Below are 22,819 nucleotides of genomic sequence, written 5' to 3'. Positions count from 1 at the left end.
GCTGCTCTACAGTCCTGCGCAAGACGGAAAGCACATTAAGTGCTTTCCTTTGCGTGCGGAACTCGCGACAAACTTAACCCGCGCCAGCCGGCCCCGGAGACCCTCCCTGCCGTCACTACGTTCAATCAGTTCTTGCTGCTCGCCGCTTCGCGGCTCGGCGGCCCCGTTCTCCGTGGCGGGGTTGTCTTAGGTTCTTGTTGGGACTCTGCCTTTTGCTCAAAGAAAAACGGGAGATGCGATCTGCATCCCCCGTTTTTGTTGCACCTACTCTAGGTCAATAAATTTGGTGCTCAGGATCTTGCCGTCCTTGACGAGCATTCTGGCCATGGTGGGGCCTCGGGTGCCTCTGGGGTAGCTGGCGCTGCCCGGGTTGAGGACTAAACAACGGCCCACTTGGGCTTCTTTGGTTACGTGGGTGTGACCGTTGATGGCTACGTCTACGGATCCCACCGGAAGGTCTTCGCGGTAATGGGCTACGGCGAATTTGAGGCCTTCGTAGGTGAAGATAGCCAGACGGTCTACATCCGGGCCGTAGTCGCGGTAGTAGTCGTTGTTTCCTAGGACCGCTCGCACGGGGGCGATGGTGCATAGATGCTCGTAATCCATCTCTGAAGTGAGGTCTCCGGCGTGGATGATCAGATCTGCGCCCTTGAGCTCGTCCAGAAGCGCGGGCGAAAGATAGCCGTGGGTGTCCGAGATGATGTCGATGCGCTTGGCGCTTGCACTGTTCATGGGATCCCTTCCGCAAAAAACGATTCGGCAGATACATACAAAAAGGCCCCACGGCTCCGCAGACGATAGGTCTACAGGGCTGCGGGGCCAGTGTGCTAGAGACTCAGGGCCTTCTTAAGCGGCACGACGCGGCGGCGCGAAACCGGCACGCGTTCGTCGACGCCCGTAATGCCCAGCTGGATGGCGCCCGAGGGCACCGTCTCCACATCCGTGACGCACGCCAAGTTGACGATATAGCGGCGGTGAACACGGAAGAAGCCAAAGTCGCAGAGCTTGGCCTCAAACTGCGCCAGCGAGGTCGTCGACAAAAAGCGATCATCGACGGTATAGATGCAGGAGTAATCGTCCTTGGCCATGATAAAGCGAATGTCGTCCACGGGAATGAGCACCTTGCGGCCGCCCTTTTCCACCGGGATACGCTCGATGGTCACCTTGCTGTCCGTAACCGGCTTGGTGCGTTGCATGACCTTCTCGATCGCGCGATCCAGGCGTGCCTCCTCGACCGGCTTCATTAGGTAATCGACGGCATCTACGTCGAACGCCTCGACGGCATGATCGCTATACGCGGTCACAAACATGATCGCCGGCGGATTTTTGAGCTTATGCAGCGCCTCGGCAAGTTGCAGGCCCGAGGCACCGGGCATCGAGATATCGAGAAACACGACATCCACGCGACTTTCCATAAGCATCTCGATGGCGGAGCGGACGCTCGACGCCTCCGTGATCGTGCCGATCTTGCCCGTTTGCTCGAGCAGGAAGCGAAGCTCCGAGCGAGCCGGCGCCTCATCATCCACAATCATCGCACGCAGCATAGGGATAAAACCTTTCGTCAACTAACTACGCCGGGCATCCGTCGCATGACGTTGAGCCCGTAGCCTTTTATTTTACTCTTGAATGTCAAAGATGCTCTCTGACAAATCAAGATGAAGGAGCACTTTGGTGCCCTTGCCCGGCGCCGATTCGACACGCGTATAGGAGTGCGGCCCATAAAAGCGATGGATGCGCTCCGAAATATTGTGCATGGCCACACCGGCGCCGCCACCCTGGGGAGAGCTGGCGTCGGGACGGGCAGAGCGCTCGTCAAACAGTCTGGCGGCGGTACCCTCATCCATGCCCACGCCATTATCGGCCACGGCAATCAGGATTGCGTCGTCGCCGTCTTGATGGACGGTCACGTCGATCCTCAGGGCGTCGTCATCGCCCATACCATGACGCACGGCGTTCTCGACAATCGGCTGGATCACGAACGCCGGCACCAGCGTATCTTCCACGTCCTCGGACACATCGAACGTCGCAAGCACGCGGTCCTCGCCAAAGCGGGCCTTCTCAAAGGTAAGGTAGCGCTTGGTCTGTGCAACCTCGCGCGAGACCGGAATAAGCGATCCCGAGTTGTCGAGCGTGGCACGATAGAACGATGAGAACTCACGAAGCAGTTCGCGGGCCCGCAGCGGGTCGGTGCGCGTAAACGATGCAATGGTGTTCAGCGTGTTGAACAGGAAGTGTGGGTTAATCTGCGCCTGCAGCGCACGCACCTCGGCGCGCGCTGTGAGTTCCTTTTGCACCTCGAGCTCGTGGATGGCGAGCTGCGTGGACAGGATCTCGGCAAAGCCCGAGGCAAGCGCGTACTGGGTACGGTCGACGGCGCGCGGGGTCTTGTAGTAGAACTTGAGCGTGCCGACGGTACGATCGCCCACCTTGATGGGGGCGATAATGCCGGCGGGGACTTGGTTGTGCGAGCCATCCGAGCCCACGACATCCACCATACGGTTGAACGACTGCACGATGCCATGTTCGATAACGTAGCGTGTGGCAAGCGTGTGGATGGGAGAATCTGGCAGTAGTTTTTCCTCAAACTCGCCCGCGCAGGCCAACACGTTGCCCTCGTCGGTGATGGCCACCGTCATGGCGCGCGTCTCGGGCAAAATGCGCCGGCACACCAAACGCGCCGACTCCTGCGTCAGACCGCCCTTAATGTCCTCGAGCATGGCCGAGGCCACCGAGAGCGTCTCCTCGGTGTACTGGGAGCGCACCGAATCGGGATTGAGCGTCAAAAAGATAAAGATGCACAGAAAGATGCACAGCAGCGCGCAGGCAATCACCGTGGCGATCGGCTCGATACCGGTCACCAAGGCAAAAATAAAGTACACCAGCACGCAAATGGCGCAGGCAACGGCAATGATGCGAAAGATTGATATTGAACTATCGCGCTGGGCGCGGCGGTCGATCATTCGGCCCCCTCCAGGATACTGATCAGTTGTGCGTCACGCCAAAGCCCGTCCATGATCTTGGGCCAAAAGCTCTGGAAACGCAGGTAGCTTGCAGCGTTTTGGCGCGCATAGGCCTTTGCCTCGTCGATACCATGGCGCCAGATGCGCAGGTAGCCCTCATGCTCGCGGGTAAACACGCTGCGGACCATAGCGGTCTTGCGCACGCGGTCGTCGAGCTCGCGCGAAATCCACGGGCCCGGGTAGGGCATGAGCGATGCCGCCGTAACGGGAATGAGCTCCTTTTGATGCGCGGCGAATGTCAACTTTGCCCGTTCGTAGTACCAACGGTATACATCCTGCATAAAGCGCGGTGAGCGCTTTTCGGACTCCGGAGGCAGATGACGCACGGTCCACTCGTTATCGAACCACACGTCGTAGCCAAACATGCGCATGTTAAAGAGGTAATCCAAGTCCTCGCCGCGGGTGATAAACGGGTCAAAGGCCACACGCGTAAAGGCGCGGGCGTGCAGGGCCATCAGGCCGCCGCACACGTAGTTGGAGCGCGAGATGCGGGTGCCCGAGAGCGCCTTTTTCATCCAACGGTTGAACTCGATGCGCTTGGTCCACCAACGATGGCAGATGCCCGCCTTGTCCGTGGGAGCCAGCGGCGAGCCGTCGCGATCGTAGAAATAGCCGCTCTTGACCAAGATCGGCAAGCCCTGACGTGTCTGCTGCCCCAACGCATAGGTCGCGCGCTTCATAAAGTCGGCGTCGATGACAGTCTCATCGTCATCCAAAAAGATAACCGCGTCATGCCCCAGCACAGCGGCACAGGCTAGCCCCATGTTGCGGATGGCACCGTAGCCTCGCAGGCTCACGCACTCGCCCGAACCCTTGGGCGCGATCTGAGCAACCCGGTCTGCAATGCGCGAGGCCTGGGTGTTGGTGACAACGGTGACCTTGAGCGTGGGATGCGCGTCGACAATCTCGTGCACGCGCAGCGACACATCGGCTGTGGCAGAAACGGGACAGACCACCAAAAGGATGATGCGCGGGATGTCACGTACCTGCTCAAGCGAGGCCAGGCAGCGGTCGAGTTCGGGATTGTCGGCGTTGAGTCGCGTCGAATGGTCATAGGTGCCAGGGGCGTTTGCGCAAGCGTCATCGCCCGCCCAATACGTTGGAATCACGACTGTGGCGTTCATGCCTTACCCTCCCTGCAACACAAAAACGGGACGCCGCCAAACACAGGCGACGCCCCGCGACCTAGCTGATTCCATCATACCCACTTGGGCAAATCATTGCTCGCAAGTCGCAATGTTTATTGCGGATAACCCCAAAAGAGTACCGTGGACAGGCACAATAGCCGCTCGCTCCTATGCGGCATGCTCTGCCGCCCGAGTCATGCGGGACAGGCGGACCAGCAGCATAAAGCCAACGACCAGCAGCACGCCAATGGAAAGGACGCCCAGCGACGGGTTGCCGGTCAGCGAGGTGACGACCGACACCAGGAAGGTGCCCATAACGCTTGCATAACGACCAAAGATGTCAAAGAAGCCGTAGTACTCGTTGGATTTTTCCTTGGGGATAATGCGGCCAAAGTAGCTACGGCTGAGCGCCTGCACGCCGCCCTGGAACAGGCCGACCATAATGGCAAGCACCCAGAATTCAAAGGCGGTCTTTAGGAAGAACGCGGCGAACAGCACAATGCCCATATAGGCGGCAACTGCCACCAAGATCATGTTGAGCGTGCCCACGCGGCCGGCGAGCTTGCCGTAGATGATGGCGGACGGAAAGGCCACGAACTGCGTGACGAGCAGCGCCAGCACTAGCTGCGTCGAATCGATGCCCAAGGCCGATCCGTAACTGGTGGCCATGGAAATGACCGTGTGCACACCGTCGATATAGAAGAAGAACGCGATCATGTAGACCAGCACGGTCTTGTTGTGGGCGATCTCGCGCATGGTGTGTCCGACCTCGGAGAACACACCGCCCACGATGTGGCCGATGGTGTCCTCGGGACCGCGCTCGCGACCGTACTTTTGCTTATAGGTGCGAATGAGCGGCAGGGTAAAGATGAGCCACCAGGCACCGGTGATGATAAACGACAGACGCGTTGCCAGCATGGTAGGGACGCCAAGAGCGGGGCCACCCATGATGAGCGCCAGGCAGATGACGAACGGCACGGTGGAACCGATGTAGCCCCAGGCATAGCCCGAGCTGGACACGGCGTCCATGCGCTCGTCGGTGGTAATGTCGGGCAGCATGGCGTCGTAGAACGTCATAGAAGAGTTAAGGCCGATGGTGCACAGCACGTACACGGTCAAAAATGCCATGGCGGACATTGGGATAGCCTGCGCCAGGCAAAGAACCAGGCCCGTGAGGAAGAAGCCCAAGAAGAACTTGATCTTGTTGCCGGCGTAGTCGGCAAGCGCGCCCAGAATGGGCATGAGCATGGCAATAACCAACGAGGCGATCGTCTGCGCGTTACCCCAGGCGACCACGAGGTCGGCCGAGGAAGCGCCGGTATTGATTGCATTGAAGTAGATGGGCACCACCGAGGTATTGAGCAGCACGAGCGCCGAGTTGCCCACATCATACATAACCCAGTTACGCTCGAGCTTGGTGTATTTCATGGACAGGGACCCTTCGTATTCGCCCGATATGCAGTTAGTTCATCGTACCCCAATTGTCCAGAACCGCCGGTAAGGATTCGGCAAAGGGGCACGCACGGGCCCTATTCCTCGCGGTCGAACTCCTCATCGGCTTCGAGCACGCGACCGCTGTAGTTGACGTGACTGGTCACGGCATCCATGTCACCGGTCTCGATAAAACGTGCGACCGTGCACTCGTAATCGACCAGCGCGCGATCAAAGACCTCGGGGAAACTCTCGTTCGAGACCTCGTCGGTAAAGGGATTCTTCCATGTCAGATGGCCCAGGTTGCCGGTGCGCTCGGGCAGCTCCGTCGTCACGCGATGGGCAAGGCCGTCGAGCAGCGAGTAGTCGTGCACCAAGCCCTCAACCAGCGAGATCGCGCGCGTCTTTACGGAGCCGGCCGGCTCAATCGCGCGGTAAAGTCGCTGCATATTGGCAACGGCAGCACCGTACTCCCCCGCCGGAATGTCAATGCCGTACACGCGTCCGGCAACATAGCTCATCAGCACGCCGGCCACGCGATTGATGCGATCGGTGGTGACGATCTCGCCCGCCGGCGGGTAATCGTCGACCGTAGCGCCGGCGCGTTTAAGCTGCAGCATCAGTACATCCAGGTCGCTCTCGATCACGGCATGAACCTGACTGCTCGAATCCTCAAGCTCTGAGTCGGATTCCACGATGCCAAACTGCTGCTCATAGACAAAGGGATGGGCGTTGCGGTCGAGCACGTAATGAGACAGCAGGCCCAGCGCAAAAGCGCGACCCAAGCTGGCGTCGCGCGGCAGCAGATGCGACACGCCGTCGCGCAGGCACGCGAACTGGCGAGACATGCGCGACCGATGCATGACCTGCGCTAGCAGCGTGCAGTCGGAAACACGCGGTGTCAGAATGTGAAAGAAAAACGGGTCGGGGCCTTGGTTGCCCAAGATAAAGGCAATGCGCTCTTCATCGGACGTGATGACGCCCTGCGGAAGACGGTCGATGCTTTCCTCGCCAAACAGATGATGGGTGATAAGCGCGGGCATAATGATCCTTTCGATTTCATTCGATGCCACCCATTATGCCCACCGCGCACCCATGCCAAACCTGCGATGGTAAACGACGGCATGCAGACCGTCTACGCAAGCCCCAGGTGCGACTTGACCTCGGCGGCACGACGACGGGACACCGGTACCGTCGAGTTCACGCGGTCGAGCCTGAGCTCCATCAACCCCGTGGAGCCAATCTCAACATTGTGCACGTCTTCCAAATTGACCAGGTAGCTGCGATGAACGCGAATAAAGCCCTCGGAGTCCAAGCGACGCTCGAGCGAAGAGATCGACTCATTGATCAGGTACGTTCCCTCGGCGCAGATGGCGTTGCAAAAATCGGCGCGCGCCTCAAAGTAGCAGACGTCTGCGGCGGGAATGAACACCTTTTTGCCCCCGCGGTCCACCGTCAGACGCAAAGGCTGGCGCGGAGCATGGATAACACGACGGGCACCCAAGGCTGCCTCGATCTTGTCGAGTGCCTTTGACAGGCGTGCGTCCTCGACCGGCTTGACGACATAGTCGACCGCATCGAGGTTATACGCATCGGCGGCAAATTCGGCAAACGCCGTCACAAACACAACCACCGGCGGCGTCTTTAGGTTCTGCAGCGTCTCGGCAAGCTCAATTCCCGAGCGACCGGGCATGGTAATGTCTAAAAACAACACGTCGGGCTTGTTCGACAGAATCGACTCCACGGCTTCGGTGACATTGCCCGCCTCGGCAATCTGGCCCACACGCGTATCCTTTTCCAACAGATAGCGTAACTCAGCCCTAATGGGAGGCTCGTCATCAACTACCAGGATGTTCCAACCCTCGGACATGTGCGCTTCCTCTCTCTCCTCAATACACTCGAGTGCTACGCCGTCAACGGCGCCGGCTCATGCGGCTCGCCGTTCAGCTCGACGATGACCTGCGTGCCAACGCCCTCCTGGGACTTCACGCGCATGCCAGAATCTTCTCCGTAAAAGAAATGGATGCGCTGAAGCACGTTGAAGAGCGCCAGGCCGCAACCTCGCTTGACGGAGCCGTCGGCGGTAATGCTCTCGGGCTCCTCCAAGCGATGCTGCTCAAACAGATGCGCGCAGACCTCTTCGCTCATACCGATGCCATCGTCCTCGACGATGATCTCCAAACCGTCATCGGTCTCGAAAGCCCTAACATGAATAGAAAGCGGCTCGGTCTCGCGCTGCGCGTGTTTGATGCAGTTTTCGAGCAACGGCTGCAAGATAAACGGCGGCACCATGCAATCGCGCACTTCAAAGTCGATATCGACCGAGACGCGCAAACGGCCGTCGCCATACCGGGCCTGCATAAGATTGATATAACGAGTACCCTGTTCCACCTCGTGCTCGAGCGTGGTGAGCGTATCGGAATCAGAAAGCGTCTGACGATAGTAGTTGGAGAAGTCGATCAGCAGCGATCGCGCCTTGTCGGGCTCGGTTCGAACGAGCGACACGATGGTGCTGATGGTGTTAAACAGAAAATGAGGATCGACCTGCGATTGCAAGGCACGAAGCTCAACGCGGGCCGTGAGCTCGTCCTGGCGCTCGAGCTCAAAGCTCGCAAGCTGCGTGGAAATGAGGTCGGCAAAGCCCGAGGCAAGCGCCGTCTGGCGCATATCGATGCTGCTCAGACGGGGATAATACAGCTCGAGCGTGCCCACGCAATGCCCGCGCACGGTAAGCGGTGCGACAATACCGGCGCGCAGGCGCGGAAAGTAGCCACCCGTCTCGGTCGAGGCATCGCGCGAGAACACGCTTTGCTCACCGCTGTTGATCACGTTGAGCGTAGTCCGCAGCACCACCGGGGTGCCCGCGGGGCATTTTGCCGAGTCCTCGCCCCAGCTTGCCAACACCTGCTTGCCGTCGGTAAAGCAGATGGCAGAGGCGATAGTTTCGGACAGGATGATCTTAGAGGCGCCCAGGGCAGCTTCGGGCGTAAGGCCGCGCGACGTGTAGGCGAATATTTTTGAAGCGATGGCGAGCGTGCGGTCGGTTGCGCTCGATGTGAGGTCGTCGGGAACGACAAAGACGTACGAGAAGAAGAAGCACAGCATGACCAAGCCGGCAATGACGACAACGGCCGGAACGGGATTGGGATTATCGGTTAGATCCCAGATGAGCAGCAGGATAAGCAGCGGAACGACAATACCGAGCAAGATGGCTTGAACCACATGCTGAGCGGTACGAAAGACCTTGGTAGAGTTGTAGCTCTTGCCCAGAATCAGCCTATTGAGATCCACCGTCATCTCCTTCTTACTGACGCACCCCAAAGCAATAAAGAGGGCCGCAAGCGACCCTCTCCATTGCATTATGCAATCAAATACTGTGTTTTACATCAAGCCATCGATGAACGGTAGCTTAGGCGCTGTACTTGTTTGCCTCGCCGAAGGTGCCGCCCTCGACAATCCAGCCGTCCTTCATGATGACGTCCATGTTGTCGGTGTTGAGCACGTGGATGTCGGCGGCGACGTCACCGTTGACGACCAGCAGGTCGGCGCACTTGCCGGCCTCGATGGAACCGGTCTCGTCCTCGATGTGGCACATCTTGGCACCGTTGAGAGTGGCACAGGTGATGGTCTCGACCGGGGTGAAGCCGATCTTGTCGACGAACTCGTACATCTCCTCGATGGAGCAGGTGCCGTACGGGGTGACGAAGGAGAAGGAGTCGGAGCCGATCGTCATGATGACGCCGCGCTTCTTGGCCTCGCGCAGGCAGTCGTAGTTGCGCTGCAGCTCCTTCTCGACCAGGGTGCCCTCGTACTTGTCGTGCAGCTCGGGGACGTAGACGGGCGGATAGGTGGCGTACCAGGTGGGCAGGAAGGCGATCGTCGGGGTGAAGAAGGTGCCCTGCTCGGCCATGAGGTCCATGGTGCGCTCATCGATATCGAAGCCGTGAATCAGCTGCTCGCAGCCAAAGCGAACGGAATCGTAGGCAGCGGCGTGGTTGTTGTAGCAGTGGCTCCATACGGGGATGCCGACCATCTTGGCCTCTTCGACCACGGCCTGAATCTCCTCGGAGCAGTAGTGCTGGTCGCGGCCGGAATCCCAGCGCCAGATGCCGCCACCGGTAGCCCAGATCTTGATGGCATCGGGGTTCTCGCGCAGGCGACGACGGACGGCCTTGCGCAGATCCCAAGGACCGTCGACCTGATCGCCCCAGGGGTGCGATTCCTTGTTGAGCTCCTGGCTGCAGTGGTGAGAGTCGCCGTGGCCGGCAACGCGGCAGAAGCCAAGGCCGGTGGCCAGAACGCGCGGGCCCTTGAAGACGCCCTTGTCGATGCAGTCACGGATTTGGATACCAAAGCGGCCGATCTCGCAGACGGTGGTGAGGCCGTGGGTGAGGCAGTCGTAGGCCTGCTTGACGGCGACGGCCTGCTTCTCGAGGAGCGGCTGCATGACCCAGTCGGTGTCATCGTCGGTCAGGTTGCCCGAGAAATGCAGGTGGGTGTCGATCAGGCCGGGAAGGACAGTCTTGCCGGCGGCGTCGATAACCTCAACGCCCTCGGGAAGGTCCTGCATAGCACCGGCGTACTCGATCTTGCCGTTGTCGTCGACGAGAACGAGGGAGTTCTCGACCGGCTCGGCACCGGTACCGTCGATGAGCTTGCCGCCAACGATTGCATACTTAGTGGACATGGTTCCTCCTTATGGATCCATATAGTGGGCGAGGCCGTGTTGGGTTAAGGCCTCACAAAGCTACCCAAGTGGCGCCGGGTTCGGTGCGCGGAAGAGAGGGGCCCGCGCACCTGATCCGCCCCGGCTCGGCGTTACTTTTTGCGGGAATTGGTGAAAGCCATGAGGGCCAGGCCAATAGCCAACCAGCCGATCACGATGCTCCACTCCACCATGTTGAGGGAGGCGGGAGAGAACGGAATCACGAGCAGGCCGATGATGATGGCGCAGGCAGCGATAGCGAGGGAGATGCCAAACTTGCCACCGGGCACCTCGTAGGGACGAGGCAGGTCGGGCTCGGTGAAGCGCATGCGCAGGCAGGCGAGGGCGACCATGCCGCAGGAGAAGATGAAGGCGAGAGCCGACACGTTGGTCAGAGGGATGAGCATGTTCTTGCCCAGGAACGGACCGACGACGGTGATGACGCCCAGAACAACGCAGGCGAGCTTGGGAGCGCCGGACTTGGGGTCGACCTCGGCGAACTTCTCGGGCAGCTGGCCCTTGCGGCCCATGGCGAGCATGATGCGGCTCGTAGCGCCATAGAAGGAGTTCATCGGGCCCATGGGTCCAAGCGTGGCGATGACGAGCATGGCCAGGTACAGGAGCATGTTGATGCCCTTGAGACAGGCAAGCGCGGGAACCGGGCTCTTAACGAACTCATGCCAGTCGAGGATGGTACCGAACGAGTAGATGCAGACCATGTAGAAACCGCCGGCGGCCAGCAGGGCCAGGGAGATGATCTTGCCGAACTTGTTCCAGTTGAGGCCCTCGGCTGCTTCCTCAGCCTGCTGGGGAATGGTGTCGAAGCCAGCGTAGAAGAACGGAGTCAGAACCAGGACCGACACGATGCCGGCGAACAGGCTGGTGCTCTCGGTAGCGGCCTTACCGCCACCAGCGCCGGCGACCTGGGAGAACACGGGCATGGCGTTGTCCGGCGAGCCGGTGAACAGCGAGACGCCCATGGCGAGCAGCATGCCGCAGAGCAGGGCCTTGGTCAGGAAGGCCTGGAGCTTGGCGGCCGAGCTGGCACCGCGGAAGTTGAGGAAGATGACGTAGACTGCAAAGCCGAGCGCGATCAGCGTCGGGAACAGGTAGACGTCGGCCCCCAGGATGGTGTAGAGCTTGACGGCGCGCAGCCACTCAAGGCCGGGCAGGCTGCCGAACATCTCGGACACGAGGGTCGAAATGGCGATGGCCTCCCACGGGCACAGGATGCCGTTGCCCAGAGCCAAAAGCCATCCGGTAATGTAGCTCAGCGTACGGCCAAAGCTACGATCGACATACTCGACGATGCCACCCGAGATGGGGATAGCAGCCGTGAGCTCACCGAAAACAGCTCCGACGGGCACGAGGAAGATTGCACCCAAGAGGAATGCGATCATAGCGGGAACGGGACCGCCGCCCACGACCATCCAGTCGCCGACCTGCAGAACCCAACCGGTACCGATGATGGCACCGAAACCGATGGTGAAGAAGTTCCAGAGCGAAAGCGTTTTCTTCATGCCGCCGTTATCCTCGACTGCAACTTCTGCGTTCTTGTCCGCCATTGTTCCCCTCCTTTCCTTTTTGACGCCCTTGGCGTCACCCCTTGCGCGGTCCGTTTTGCCGCGCGCTTTTATTCCGTGGCTTTAAGATACGGCCTTGGCACAGCAGCGCCGCTTGTAGCTCGACCGATGGCAGAACTGCAAAACGAGCGGCGCCATTTTTGGGACGAACGGCACAGTTTGCAGCCCATTGTTGCCGCCCGCCCGACGGGCGTACGCTCATCGGACGCATATAGAGATGTTTTTGAGGCCGTGTGTTTTGCGCCTTTCGTACCGTTTACCGAGCTTTTGACGCGCAGACCCCTTTGTTGCACATCTTTTTTGTAGGATAGACAGGTTATACATGAGACAAGGCGGTACGAATGGCATACGGATACAACGACGGTGATCAACGGCGACAAAGTGTTCGCCTTGCTGGCCGTACCACGCCGACGCCCAGAAGGGCCACGAGCAGCAATCCGCAACGCCCTCAAGAGCAACCCAGACCTTCGTCTCGGCAGCAGACAAGCAGAGCACGGCAGAGCGACCGTCCGAGTACGGCCACAAGCGCGCAGCAAGATAGCCGCTTGGGCGCGCGCACTCGACAGCGTCAGGCCGAGGTTCCGCAACTGCGCCGTAACGGCGCACGTCAGCCCGGCATCCATATCAACCGCTTCTTTTCGCATCCCCAAGGCGGACGCGACGGCAAGCCCTACCGCTCGACATCGCACGCGAATGCCCCCGCCCTGCCGGCTCGTCGACTTCGCCTCGCACTGTGCTCTATCCTTACCTGTCTGGTCTTTGTGCTTATGAGCTCCTGTATGTCCCACGGGTCGGCCGGTCTCGAGCCCACCGCCGAGGACAAGCTGCTCAAGGCCCCCGTCGCGCCCGGTTATTCTTTCGCCTTTTCGACCCCACGCTCGCAATGGCAAGCCGGCACGATGCCCCATATCTATCAGATCGACCCTGCGTGGTCGGAGCTGCCTTACGCCGGCGGCACCATCCGCCAAAATGCCTGCGGCCCTACCTGTCTTACCATGGTCTACATCTATAAGACCGGCCACACCAATATGACGCCGGTCGATATGTGCGCTCTTTCCGAGGCGGGCAACTATGCGCCCACCGGCGCCACCGAGTGGTCGTTTATGACGAGCGGCGCATGGCGGCTGGGCCTTGACGGAACGGAACTCCATATCGATCGCAGCTCCATCACCCAGGCGCTGCGCTCGGGCGCGCCCATCATCGCATCGGTTCGTCCCGGCACCTTTACCAGCGTTGGACACTATATCGTGCTCTGGGGCATCGACGATGCCGATCAAGTGGGAGTCTACGACCCCAACTCGCAAAGCCGCAGTGCCCGCCGCTGGGGCGTCGTAGAAGTCCTCAATGAAATCGAAGCCATGTGGGCCTACTACTAGTCATTTAAGATCGTCCCCAATGACTAGGTGAATAGCAAAAGCCCCGCAGTCGGAGCGGACTGCGGGGCTCATGAAGAGAGGCTAGTTTGTGGACGCTTTGCCTGGCGCCCACGAGAGATGCAACAGAGTAGAGACTACTCGTGGATGCGGGTACCGGAGAGGCCGGCCATGGTCTCGGCGGCCTTGTCCAGGGCGCCGATGATGCAGGTGCGGCCCTTGCGGGAACGGGCGAACTTGATGGCGGCGCGGACCTTGGGCTCCATGGAGCCCTTGCCGAACTGGCCCTCGTCGGCCAGGCGCTCGGCCTCGTCGGCGGTGATGTCCTCGAGCTCCTCCTGGTTGGGCTTGCCAAAGTTGATGGCGACATGCTCGACGGCGGTCAGCAGGAACAGGACGTCGGCATCGCAGTCCTCGGCCAGCAGCTCGCCGCCCAGGTCCTTGTCGATGACGGCGGGAACGCCCTTGTAGCAGCCCTTGTTCTCGTAGTCGCGGACGACGGGGATGCCGCCGCCACCGCAGGCGATGACGATGAACTCGTTGTCGAGCAGGTTGAGGATGGAGTCGGCCTCGACGATCTTCTTGGGATCGGGGGAGGCGACGACGCGACGCCAGCCGCGGCCGGAATCCTCGACGAAGACCTTGGAGGGGTCCTCGGCCATGAACTCCTTGGCCTGCTCCTCGGTGTAGAAGGGGCCGATCGGCTTGGTCGGGTTCTTGAACGCGGGATCGTCGGGGTCGCACTCGATCTGGGTGACGACGGTTGCGGCGTGCCAACGCTTATAGCGCTTGTGCATCTCGCGGCCAATGCCCTGCTGCAGGTGATAGCCGATGTAGCCCTGGGACATGGCGCCGCACTCGGGCAGCGGCATCTCGGGGGTGCCGATGGCGTCGTGGGCGGCGGCGAAGGCGTTCTGGATCATGCCGACCTGCGGACCGTTGCCGTGGGTGATGATGATTTCGTTACCCTGCTCAATCAGGCCGAGAAGGGCGTGAGCGGTGTTGCTCACGGCCTCGATCTGCTCAACGGGGTTGTTGCCGAGGGCGTTGCCGCCAAGGGCGACGACAATACGATCGGGCTTGCCAAGAGGCTTAGACATTGCTGGAATCCTTTCTGTAAAAGGCCTACAACCCATTAATAACCCGCGTCCGTGCAATACGCGAGTTTATTAAGGTTTATATTCTCTTTATCGCTCATTTTATTCATTTTGAAAATAGTTGAACGGTGAACGGTCGTTTTTATCCGCTCAGCGTACAGAACCCCAGCTCAGATATGTTTACGCCATTTACGTGCGACTTTATTTTAATAGAGCAGGGATTAGACCAGATTATGCAAACTGTATCTTTGCTAAACACAAAACAGGCAGCGTAATATCTTACTCGCACTATACGAGATTCTATGCACTTATTGGACGAGTATGCAGCCCTGCAATAACATGGCGTTTTTCATCCAACTTAAGGAATAGACGAGCGCCCATACCGCGCGTCGGCCGGCAGCCGGCGAGCCGTCTCGTCGATTGCCGCTTCCAGAAAATCAAAAACTGATATTGCGCGCGCAATTGCTGCATGGTACTTTAGCGAAGAACAGCGCGGGCTGGGGCGACAGAGATCTGTCGTGAAGTTTGGGTTCGGCGACCCCGCTGCTGTCTTCTCCTTATCCGCCAGCGAACCCCTTGAGCGACGGATTGAGGAGGTCCTTACTATGACAAAAATGCTCAAGATCACGCTAAATGGCGAGACGTTTCTCGCCGACATGCTCTGGGACAAGGCTCCCGAGGCATGCAAGCTGTTCGAATCATCCTGTCCAGTCGAGTCACGTATCTTTTCGGCCAAGACCTGCGATGCCGAGGTAACCTATCCTGTCTCGGGCCCCATCGCCAATTACGAGCACATCGAGAACCCCGTCTTTCACGAGCCAGCGGGCGCCGTGAGCTGGTATGGCGGATGGTCGTCAATCTGCATCTTCTTTGACGTGTGCGAGCCCTTTGGCACCTGCAACATGTTCGCCCGCATCTGCGAAGCCGACCGCGAGCGTTTTGCCGCCGCCTGCCGCAATGTCTGGGACAACCAGGGCATGTACATTAAAAACGAAATCGTCGAGATCGAAACGGAGGCCTAAAGATGATGGATATCAACAATCTGCTCACGCTCGACCTTGCCGAGTACACCACTGCACTTGAGGCCCTCGCCGATCAAATGATGCTCGAGGAACCGCGTGACATCGACTACATGCGCCGCCGCAAACTCGACACCGGCCGCGAATTCGCCGTCTGGAACTTCACCGTCGGTTACTGCATGAACGCCGCCGACGCCCTCTCCCTCCTGCGAGCCCAGGCCAACGAAAACGCCAACGACGGCACCGCCGACCTCGCAACGATCAAAAACAGTGCCGCACGCCTGTGCGACTGGTTCTCGGGCGCCTTCGACGTCACCGGCAAAATGGATGACACCACGGCAATCCTCGCCCACAGCCGCGACCTCTACGCCCAGGTAGAGACTCACGAACAGTTTGCAGCCCTCACCCGCGCCACCGAGCGCTATCTGGTCCAGCTCCAATTTTGGGTCGACCGCCAGATTCCCTGGCCGGCCATTAGCGACCTCGTCCACGGCTACCGCCTACGCACAGAGAGCGGCGAGACAAGGTAACCAAGCAAGCAGCACCGACAACACCCCACCATCGGGATCCAAAGTAAGAATCAGAGGGCTGGAGACGCACCCAACAGCGTCCCCAGCCCCTTCGCAAAGTAGAGCACTGTTTCAGTGGCTTTGAGGCCTATTCGAACCTTTGCTATCTCCCAATTTTTGTATATTTACGACATTATTATCTGCCAATTTTTGTATGATTTTAGGCGATTCTATCTGTTAATTTTTGTCATTTGGGGGTTTAATGCTACGCCGTAAGGTCACTGATAGGCTTTTGAGCTGGAAGAATAACTCCAATAAGGCATTACTCGTTACTGGTGCGCGTCAGATTGGCAAGAGCTATGCGATTCGCGCGTTTGGAAAAAGCAACTACGCGTCGTATTTTGAGGTCAATTTACTACTCGATGTCGAAGCAAGGAATGCACTTGTTGGCGCAAAGAACTCCGTTGACTTTATCAACCGCGTAGCCCTTCTTGCGGATGCGCCGCTTGTTGAGGGCGATACGCTTGTCTTTGTCGATGAGATTCAGGAGTATCCGCAGATCGTTACACTCATGAAGGCGTTGGTCGAGGATGGGCGCTTTAGCTATGTCTTCTCGGGGTCTATGCTTGGGACTGAGTTTAAGGGGATCTCTTCTTTTCCGGTGGGGTATGTAGAGCACATTGTTATGCGCCCGATGGATTTTGAAGAGTTTTGTTGGGCAAACAGCGTCAGCGAGAATGTGCTTGCAGGCATTCGCAGCTGCCTTGTCGAGAAACATCCTGTCGAAAACTATATTCATGAGGCGATGCTCAAGAACTATAGAGCTTATATCGTTTGCAGCGGTATGCCGGAGGTCGTTCAGAACTATATTGATTCGGGTTATTCGCTCGTAAGCACACGTGAGCTTCAAACTCAGCTGGTCGATCAGTACAAAAGCGATATCTCAAAATATGCATCGACTCGCGCGTTTAACGTTCGGTCGATTTTTGAGCAAATTCCCGTTCAGCTTGAGGCGGAGTCTCATCGCTTTGTTGTTTCGTCTCTGGGTGAGGGAGCTCGCCTTAAAAAATATGAGCAGGATTTCCTGTGGCTTGTTAACGCAGGTGTTGGATTGATGGTCGCCAGGGTGACGGAGCCACGGAGTCCTCTCAAGAGGACGGAGAAAACGACAGCCTTCAAACTATACGAGTCTGATACAGGCATGCTCGCATCGCGATACCCTGGCAGCACTGCACGCGCTGTCTATCTTGATATGAAAACTCCCAACCTTGGTGGTCTCTATGAGAACGTGGTCGCGCAGGAACTCGTTGCCCTCGGGGCGGATGCATGGTACTACCAAACGCGTGAGGTCGGTGAAGTTGACTTTGTGATCGAAGGCGTCCACGGTCATGTTGTCCCAATCGAGGTCAAATCGGGCAAGAAAGTTCGAGCGCACGCGGCCCTCGATCGTCTGATGAGTGTGGGCGAGTACAAAATTCCCGAGGCCGTTGTACTAAGCCACGAGAATCTCAGCAAAGAGGGCAAGGTTCTGTACGTTCCAATCTACATGACGTTTTGTCTCGATGAGTTTATGGAAAAGGATGACCCCAATAACGATTTCTCGTTCGCGCCCATATCTCTCTAGCCATTTGAATCTGCAATCCAGCCCCGTCCACGCATCAATGCATTTCCCAAGGTGCTGCGCGTTTCGCGGCAAAGCCGCGAAAAAGCAAAGGGATAAGAAGCCGCAACAACCCCGCCCCCCATCCATCCCCAAAGCAACGCGCCTTTCGCGGCAAAGCCGCGAAACAGCGACCGGGACAAAAGGCCCCACCAACCACGTCCTTCATTCAGCCACACAATCCAAGGACGTAGTCGTAGCAGGATCTGAGGGCTGACCTTCGCGGACACTCCGCAGGACGAAAGAACCCCCGCCGCACGTAGTGCACAGCGGGGGTTCTTTCATGTCCGAGGACGTCCGCGAAGGTCAGCCCTCAGATCCTGCGGTGGGAGACCTAGGCCTCGTTGTACACCGTCTTGAGCTTCAGCAGGTGAGCATAGCGGTCCATAGCGGCCTGCTCGTTCTCCTTGAAGAGCTCCTCGGCGCGCTCGGGGAAGGAACGCGTCAGCGAAGCGTAACGGGCCTCGTTCATCAGGAACTCCTGATAACCGCCCGCGGGCTCCTTGGAATCGAGCGAGAACTTCTTGCCGGCAGCAGCCTCGGGGTTGAAGCGGAAGAGGTTCCAGTAACCGCACTCGACAGCCTTCTTCATCTCGGCCTGGCAGTTCTGCATGCCGCCCTTCTTGATGGAGTGCATCTCGCAGGGGCTGTAGCCGATGATGAGGGACGGGCCGTCGTAGGCCTCGGCCTCGTGAATGGCCTTGAGGGTCTGAGCCGGGTTGGCGCCCATGGCGACCTGCGCCACGTAGACGTAGCCATAGCTCATGGCAATCTCGGCCAGAGACTTCTTCTTGGTCACCTTACCGGCAGCGGCGAACTGAGCGACCTGGCCCAGGTTCGAGGCCTTAGAGGCCTGACCACCGGTGTTGGAGTAAACCTCGGTGTCGAAGACGAAGACGTTGACGTTGTGGCCGGAAGCCAGGACGTGGTCCAGGCCACCGAAGCCGATGTCGTAGGCCCAGCCGTCGCCGCCGAAGATCCAGAAGGACTTCTTGGTGAGGTAAGCCTTGTCGGCGAGAATCGCCTTGGAAGCGTCGCAGCCGCACTTCTCGAGCTCGGCAACGTAGGCAGCGGCAGCGGTCTTGGAGGCCTCAGCGTCGTTGACAGAGTCGATCCAAGCCTGGCCGGCAGCCTTGAGCTCATCGGACGGACCATCGGCAGCGATGATGTCCTGGGTAGCGGCGATCAGCTTCTTCTGGACGGCCTCGTAACCGACGGCCATGCCCAGACCGTGCTCGGCATTGTCCTCGAACAGGGAGTTGTTCCACGCCGGGCCGTGACCGTCCTTGTCCTTGCAGTAAGGAGCGGTGGCAGCGGGGTTGCCCCAAATGGAGGAGCAGCCGGTGGCGTTGGAGATGAACATGCGGTCGCCGGCGACCTGGGTCACCAGACGTGCATAGGCGGTCTCGGCGCAGCCGGCGCAGGAGCCGGAGAACTCCAGGTAGGGCTGCTTAAACTGGCTGCCCTTGACGTTGGCCGCGATGAGCTCCTTCTTCTCGGAGACGTTCTCGACCATATAGTCCCAAACGGGCTGCTGATCCATCTCCTGCTCGGTGGGAACCATCTCGAGGGCGCCCTTGGGGCAGACCTTGACGCAGTTGGTGCAGCCCATGCAGTCGAGCGGGGACACGGCCATGGTGAACTTCATGCCCTTGGCCTTGGGGCCCATGGCGTCGAGCGTGCGGGTAGCCTCGGGCGCGGCGGCAGCCTCGTCCTCGGTCATCGCGAACGGACGGATGGTGGCATGCGGGCACACATAGGCGCACTGGTTGCACTGGATGCACTTGGTCTCGTCCCAGTGAGGAACGACCACGGCGACGCCGCGCTTCTCGTATGCAGAGGCGCCCAGCTCAAACTGGCCGTCGGCACAATCGACGAAGGCGGAAACAGGCAGGCTGTCGCCATCCATGCGATCGATGGGCTCGAGCAGGTTCTTGACCTGCTGGGCGATGGCGGACTTGGTCTCCTCGGAGAGCTCGACGGGAGCGGCATCCTCGGCGGTAGCCCAGTCGGCCGGAACCTCGAACTTACGGAAGGCGGTAGCGCCGGCATCGATGGCCTTGTGGTTGGCGTCGACGATGGCCTGGCCCTTCTTCATGTAGGACTTGGTAGCCGCGTCCTTCATGTACTGCAGGGCGTCCTCGGCGGGCAGGACCTTGGCCAGCGCGAAGAAGGCGGACTGGAGCACCGTGTTGGTGCGCTTGCCCATGCCGACCTTGGCGGCCAGGTCGATAGCGTCGATCAGGTAGACGTTGACGTTGTTGTTCGCGATGTAGCGCTTGGCCACGGCGGGCATGTGCTCGGCGAACTCCTCGTCGCTCCACTGGCAGTTGACCAGGAAGGTGCCGCCCGGCTTGACGTCGCGGACCATCTTGAAGCCCTTAACGATGTAGCTGGGGTTGTGGCAAGCGACAAAGTCGGCCTTGGTCACGTAGTACGGCGAACGGATCGGGGAATCACCAAAGCGCAGGTGCGAGACGGTGACGCCGCCGGTCTTCTTGGAGTCGTACTGGAAGTAGGCCTGAACGTACTTGTCGGTGTGGTCGCCGATGATCTTAATCGAGTTCTTGTTGGCGCCGACGGTACCGTCGCCACCCAGACCCCAGAACTTGCACTCGATGGTGCCGGGGGCTGCGGTGTTGGGCGCATCCTCGGCCTCGGGCAGGCTCAGGTTGGTCACGTCATCGACGATGCCGATGGTGAACTCGCGCTTGGGCTCGTCCTTCTTGAGCTCCTCGAAGACAGCGAACGCGGACGCGGGAGGCGTGTCCTTGCTGCCCAGGCCGTAACGGCCGCCGACGACCTTGATGCCCGTCTTGCCGGCCTCGTAGAGAGCGGAGACGACGTCCTGGTAGAGCGGCTCGCCGATGGAACCCGGCTCCTTGGTGCGGTCCATAACTGCAATCTTCTTGACGGTCTCGGGGAGAACGTCGACAAAGTGCTTGATGGAGAACGGACGGAACAGGCGGACCTTGACCAGGCCGACCTTCTCGCCGTGAGCGTTGAGGTAGTCGATGACTTCCTCGAGCACGTCGCAGAAGGAGCCCATGCACACGACGACACGATCGGCATCGGGAGCGCCGTAGTAGTTGAATAGGCCGTAATCGGTGCCGAGCTTCTCGTTGATCTTCTTCATGTAGCCCTCGACGACGGCGGGAAGCTCGTCGTAGACCTTGTTGCAGGCCTCGCGGTTCTGGAAGAAGATGTCACCGTTCTCGTGGCTGCCGCGGGTGTGCGGGTGCTCAGGGTTGAGCGCGTGGTCGCGGAAAGCCTGGACGGCGTCCATGTCGCACATCTCGGCAAGATCCTTGTAGTCCCACATGGCGACCTTCTGGATCTCGTGGCTAGTGCGGAAGCCGTCGAAGAAGTTAAGGAACGGGGTCTTGCCCTCGATGGCGGCAAGGTGAGCCACCGGCGAGAGATCCATGACCTCCTGGACGTTGCCCTCGGCGAGCATGGCGAAGCCGGTCTGACGGCAGGCCATGACGTCGGAGTGATCACCGAAGATGTTCAGGGCGTGCGAAGCGACGCAACGCGCGGAGACGTGGAAAACGCCCGGGAGCTGCTCTCCTGCGATCTTGTACATGTTCGGGATCATCAGGAGCAGACCCTGAGAAGCCGTGTAGGTGGTGGTCAGAGCACCGGCGCCCAGCGAACCGTGAACGGTACCGGCTGCACCTGCCTCGGACTCCATCTCGACGACCTTGACCGGGGTGCCGAAGATGTTCTTGCGACCCTGGGCCGCCCACTGGTCGACATGGTCGGCCATCGGGCTGGACGGCGTAATGGGATAAATTCCCGCTACCTCGGTGTACGCATACGAAACATATGCGGCCGCCTCGTTGCCGTCCATAGACTTAAACTTACGCGCCATATACCCCTCTCCTCTCATATAGGTATACAGGCCCCGGCGCTCGCCGGGATGTTGGCGTGATGGGATTTTCGTTGTTGCTTCCGATCATCTGACAGGCGGACTCAGCGGCAGGTACATGGCGTGGAGAGAAGGCATGCCGAGGCGAGGAGAGCTGCACGCGCTCCACAGGCCCAGCTACCCGTCTTGCACATGACCGAGCGCCGCAAAGACCGCATGCCGGATGCTCCCGGGCACGCCCCGGCGATGGGAAGCGCCCGCAACGGAAATCCGCATGCGGGTTTATTGTACCCCGCCGTCAGGCCATATTTCGGCAAATATAGGTGGGCGGTAAAGGTTTACCTCGGGTGACTATTGTGCGCCCGGCACCGACGGACACAGTCCCCTGGAACCCCACAGCAGTTGCGGTGAAATAGGGACTGTTTTTGCCGTTAACGGCCTTAATCAGTCCCTATTTCACCGCAACTCATTGGGGGGATGAGCTAGAGGGCGCCGAGGAGGATGGCGTAGGTGGTGGATTCGCCGAGTTTGAGCTCGTCGCCGGGGCTGAGCTGGGCGGAGCGGCCAGGCTCTACTTGAATACACACACTCGTGGCCCCGTTTACCACCACGGTGCCGTTCGTGGACGCCAGGTCCTCGACAAACCATGTGCCAGAATCGTCGCACCAGATATGGGCATGGCGGGCCGAGACGTCGTCGCCGACGTCGGTGATGTCGCCCTCCCCCGTTGCCAGTGCGCCGATCTCGACGCCTTCCTCACTCGGCTGGATCCAGCGCGGGGCGCTCACCACGTAGCCGTTTTGCACGCGCAGCAGTCCCAGCGGATGCGCCGGCGCGACCTCGTGCTCGCCCGCGACCGAAGATGTGCTCAGCGAGCGCGGCGTCGACGTGGCGCCGCCACAGGTCGCATGAGCGTAGTCGATGGCATAGGTCACCGACGAACGTACATCTGCCGAGCAACCCACGGCGACAAACAGCACCAGGATGGCCTCGGCGCGCTCGGCGGGCATGAGTTCAGCCGCCTGCGACAGGCGCTCGAGCGCATTGCGATAGAGATTCGTGTCCTGGTGGCATTCCTCGAGTGCCCGCACCATGGGCTCGCCAGCGGGGCCGCACACCATATTGGTCACGGCCGCGGCGTCCATGGGGTTGCGACGGCGCAGGGCCAGCTGCGACATAATGCGCGCGGCCGAGGTGCCGTAATCGGCAAAATAACGTTCCTGCAGCGTGCCGACCGGCGCGCGCACGATAAAGCGCGAAACCCAGGAGCGATCGGCGGCACGGCTCTGCGGACTACGGCCGTCGGCGAGCGGGCGACTCGAGAGCACCAAGCCGCACAGTTCGATATGGCTCAGGTGCGCTGCGCGCTTAAAGATGTCAAACATTGCCCCGCACGGGGTGAGCTCAGCTTGAGAAGCCATGGC

At 59.7% G+C, this 22,819-nt stretch carries 17 protein-coding genes; 4 read left to right on the top strand and 13 right to left on the bottom strand.

What is annotated here, in order from left to right; genetic code table 11:
* Nucleotides 1–264 precede the first annotated feature (264 nt).
* From AB5Z20_RS04245 to AB5Z20_RS04200, 10 genes are all read right to left on the bottom strand, one after another.
* Complete coding sequence (locus tag AB5Z20_RS04245) at nucleotides 265–732, bottom strand: YfcE family phosphodiesterase (RefSeq protein WP_118238183.1); 468 nt, start codon at nucleotides 730–732, stop codon at nucleotides 265–267.
* A 95-nt stretch (nucleotides 733–827) separates the two neighbouring features.
* Nucleotides 828–1,544, bottom strand: coding sequence for a LytR/AlgR family response regulator transcription factor (locus tag AB5Z20_RS04240; RefSeq protein ID WP_368156384.1), 717 nt, complete (start codon nucleotides 1,542–1,544; stop codon nucleotides 828–830).
* A gap of 72 nt (nucleotides 1,545–1,616) precedes the next feature.
* A complete protein-coding gene (locus AB5Z20_RS04235; RefSeq protein WP_368156383.1) occupies nucleotides 1,617–2,960 on the bottom strand; it encodes a histidine kinase in 1,344 nt (447 codons plus the stop codon).
* Nucleotides 2,957–4,144: a glycosyltransferase gene (locus AB5Z20_RS04230; protein ID WP_055285281.1), complete on the bottom strand. Its 1,188-nt coding sequence runs from the start codon at nucleotides 4,142–4,144 to the stop codon at nucleotides 2,957–2,959. Before AB5Z20_RS04230 ends, AB5Z20_RS04235 begins: the two co-directional genes overlap by 4 nt.
* A gap of 171 nt (nucleotides 4,145–4,315) precedes the next feature.
* Nucleotides 4,316–5,575 (bottom strand): MFS transporter, encoded by a 1,260-nt coding sequence (locus AB5Z20_RS04225; RefSeq protein ID WP_117646634.1) that lies wholly within the window; start codon nucleotides 5,573–5,575, stop codon nucleotides 4,316–4,318.
* A 101-nt stretch (nucleotides 5,576–5,676) separates the two neighbouring features.
* Nucleotides 5,677–6,621 carry a zinc dependent phospholipase C family protein gene (locus tag AB5Z20_RS04220; RefSeq protein ID WP_271746838.1) on the bottom strand — a complete coding sequence of 315 codons (945 nt, stop codon included), beginning with the start codon at nucleotides 6,619–6,621 and terminating at the stop codon, nucleotides 5,677–5,679.
* Between the two features lie 92 nt (nucleotides 6,622–6,713).
* Nucleotides 6,714–7,448 carry a LytR/AlgR family response regulator transcription factor gene (locus tag AB5Z20_RS04215; RefSeq protein ID WP_055285284.1) on the bottom strand — a complete coding sequence of 245 codons (735 nt, stop codon included), beginning with the start codon at nucleotides 7,446–7,448 and terminating at the stop codon, nucleotides 6,714–6,716.
* A gap of 35 nt (nucleotides 7,449–7,483) precedes the next feature.
* Nucleotides 7,484–8,875 (bottom strand): sensor histidine kinase, encoded by a 1,392-nt coding sequence (locus AB5Z20_RS04210; RefSeq protein ID WP_117786915.1) that lies wholly within the window; start codon nucleotides 8,873–8,875, stop codon nucleotides 7,484–7,486.
* Between the two features lie 112 nt (nucleotides 8,876–8,987).
* Nucleotides 8,988–10,265, bottom strand: coding sequence for a metal-dependent hydrolase family protein (locus AB5Z20_RS04205; RefSeq protein ID WP_368156382.1), 1,278 nt, complete (start codon nucleotides 10,263–10,265; stop codon nucleotides 8,988–8,990).
* A gap of 131 nt (nucleotides 10,266–10,396) precedes the next feature.
* Nucleotides 10,397–11,848, bottom strand: a complete 1,452-nt coding sequence (locus AB5Z20_RS04200; protein WP_217750325.1) for an APC family permease — start codon at nucleotides 11,846–11,848, stop codon at nucleotides 10,397–10,399.
* Between the two features lie 563 nt (nucleotides 11,849–12,411).
* Between AB5Z20_RS04200 and AB5Z20_RS04195 the strand changes: the two genes are divergently transcribed.
* Nucleotides 12,412–13,242, top strand: coding sequence for a C39 family peptidase (locus AB5Z20_RS04195; protein ID WP_368156381.1), 831 nt, complete (start codon nucleotides 12,412–12,414; stop codon nucleotides 13,240–13,242).
* Between the two features lie 134 nt (nucleotides 13,243–13,376).
* On the opposite strand, the gene arcC is transcribed toward AB5Z20_RS04195, so the two are convergent.
* Nucleotides 13,377–14,339: a carbamate kinase gene (arcC, locus tag AB5Z20_RS04190; protein ID WP_055310076.1), complete on the bottom strand. Its 963-nt coding sequence runs from the start codon at nucleotides 14,337–14,339 to the stop codon at nucleotides 13,377–13,379.
* Between the two features lie 602 nt (nucleotides 14,340–14,941).
* Between arcC and AB5Z20_RS04185 the strand changes: the two genes are divergently transcribed.
* From AB5Z20_RS04185 to AB5Z20_RS04175, 3 genes are all read left to right on the top strand, one after another.
* Nucleotides 14,942–15,358, top strand: coding sequence for a DUF3830 family protein (locus AB5Z20_RS04185; protein WP_368156380.1), 417 nt, complete (start codon nucleotides 14,942–14,944; stop codon nucleotides 15,356–15,358).
* 2 nt (nucleotides 15,359–15,360) lie between these two features.
* Nucleotides 15,361–15,885 (top strand): hypothetical protein, encoded by a 525-nt coding sequence (locus AB5Z20_RS04180; protein WP_349089108.1) that lies wholly within the window; start codon nucleotides 15,361–15,363, stop codon nucleotides 15,883–15,885.
* A gap of 271 nt (nucleotides 15,886–16,156) precedes the next feature.
* Complete coding sequence (locus tag AB5Z20_RS04175; protein ID WP_368156378.1) at nucleotides 16,157–17,488, top strand: ATP-binding protein; 1,332 nt, start codon at nucleotides 16,157–16,159, stop codon at nucleotides 17,486–17,488.
* Nucleotides 17,489–17,858: 370 nt separating this feature from the next.
* Here AB5Z20_RS04175 and nifJ read toward each other — a convergent pair whose 3' ends face one another.
* Together nifJ and AB5Z20_RS04165 are read right to left on the bottom strand one after the other, a co-directional pair.
* Complete coding sequence (nifJ, locus tag AB5Z20_RS04170; RefSeq protein ID WP_346977128.1) at nucleotides 17,859–21,398, bottom strand: pyruvate:ferredoxin (flavodoxin) oxidoreductase; 3,540 nt, start codon at nucleotides 21,396–21,398, stop codon at nucleotides 17,859–17,861.
* 479 nt (nucleotides 21,399–21,877) lie between these two features.
* Nucleotides 21,878–22,816, bottom strand: a complete 939-nt coding sequence (locus AB5Z20_RS04165; RefSeq protein WP_368156377.1) for an FHA domain-containing protein — start codon at nucleotides 22,814–22,816, stop codon at nucleotides 21,878–21,880.
* Nucleotides 22,817–22,819: the final 3 nt, after the last annotated feature.

This window comes from Collinsella aerofaciens (assembly GCF_040910245.1).
Taxonomy (GTDB): domain Bacteria; phylum Actinomycetota; class Coriobacteriia; order Coriobacteriales; family Coriobacteriaceae; genus Collinsella.
Note: the sequence above shows the minus strand (reverse complement) of the source record. Positions and strands in the feature narration are given on the sequence as shown.